Raw genomic sequence first — 1,642 nt, forward strand, 5'->3', positions numbered from 1 at the left:
ATAGAATTAGAAATCAACCTTCCCAGACCCGGTGGAAATAATGGCACCCTTTTGCTAAAGAGGGTGCGTGGCCTTGTGTTAACGTGGCTACTGCTACCGGGCCTGGGGTTTGTTTATTTCTCTGATTTTGGAACTGAATAGCGGTAATTGCTTTTCCGATTCAAGAGTATTCGTGTGTGCTCAGGTTCGTTACCAAACCCTCTTTCGTGAGCAGCTATATCGATTCCTGCCATTACGCCTAAATCGTATGCATTGTCTATAATCTTCTGTACGTCGTCGTCAATCAAGCTCATAATGTATATCTCCTTTTTCTTGGTTGTCGTAAATTGTAACAGTATTTTTGATCATGGTTTTAATTAGATTCGCCATTGATCGGTTTTGCTTCCTGGCTATTTCTTGCAATTTTGCGTGTGTATCTTTGTCTAGAGCGAACGATATTTGGATGTTCATGTCTTTGGCCCCTCCTCTTTAGGCTTGCAAGACACTAGCAAGTTAATCATCTTTTGTGCTAACTTCTTTCGTTTGTGTTCCTGCCATGCTAACGCAAAAGGTTTAATCCACCAGTGGTATGTCTGCTTAATTGATAGGGTTTGCTTCAAACATTTCTCATAATCGCGGTAGGGTGTTCTTTTACAATATGGTTTCCTTGTTTTTGCATAAATAGGGCATTTTTCCTCACCATAATAGCAATGGCTGTCACATACTTTGCAAAGCTTGCAATTTGTGGCCCCAACTTTCCATGCTAATCGCCCACCTTTATTGGCCTTCACTTCTTGCCAATGCCTAATTGTTTCATTCAGTATTTCTTGTAATTCTTTTTGCTTATTCATACTAGTTTCCCCACCGTAGTCCCTTCTAAAATACTTATTCATCCTACACCTACCTTTCAAATAAAGTGTTATTTATTTAGTCTTTTTAACTGCACAAAGCTTTCAAGGCAAAAGGTAATACCGCCTGAGTAAACTTTTTTATAATTACCTTTTGCGTCTCGAATGTTAGCTGTCATGACATGTACCGCACATTTACGGCCGGCTGTGCTAGAATAACCATATTCTACGCTTTGTTTTAAGTCTTTTACGTCACCATATTGGAAAGACCTGCTAACCCATTCTCTCATGCGTTCATTAGTAAACCAGCACCTATTATGTCCATATAGCGGTAGTATAAAATCTCCTACTATGTTTTTTTTTGCTTGGTACGTTGGCTCAAAGATTTCTGGGAACTCAAGGAACTCTTTTAAGAATGACTCTCTTTGTTTGTCCTTGCTTGGCCCCATGTAATCGTTTATTAAAACTTGGTCAGTTTCCATTACTACACCTACCTTTCAAATAAAGTTAATATTAATAACGGTTTAAGACTTGACTCTTTGTTCCATTCAATTCCACCGTCTCTACTACAACGCCTTGTGATGTCTGGCCAATTATTGGCACTGGTATACACATTGCCAGCTTAGCTATTACAAAATACATGCAGACCATTAATATTATTAAACCCAGTTTAGCTACCATTCTTTTTTCTCCTTAATAAATTGTTATTAACTAATATTCTTCAGTAAATATAAACTCTCCAACCTTGTTACCATTTGCATCTTTTAATATGTGTGTTGTGTTTTCAATTCCGTTTGCTTCTATATTATTGGCAA

Annotated in this window: 2 protein-coding genes; both read right to left on the minus strand. The window is 37.9% G+C overall.

Going from position 1 to position 1,642, the window contains the following annotated elements; genetic code table 11:
• Nucleotides 1-279 precede the first annotated feature (279 nt).
• Nucleotides 280-450, minus strand: a complete 171-nt coding sequence (locus tag GY937_24295) for a ribbon-helix-helix protein, CopG family (GenBank protein ID MCP5059835.1) — start codon at nucleotides 448-450, stop codon at nucleotides 280-282.
• A 448-nt stretch (nucleotides 451-898) separates the two neighbouring features.
• Nucleotides 899-1,309 (minus strand): hypothetical protein, encoded by a 411-nt coding sequence (locus tag GY937_24300; protein ID MCP5059836.1) that lies wholly within the window; start codon nucleotides 1,307-1,309, stop codon nucleotides 899-901.
• Nucleotides 1,310-1,642 lie beyond the last annotated feature (333 nt).

The organism is bacterium (assembly GCA_024228115.1).
In the GTDB taxonomy this organism is placed as follows: Bacteria; Myxococcota_A; UBA9160; order UBA9160; family UBA6930.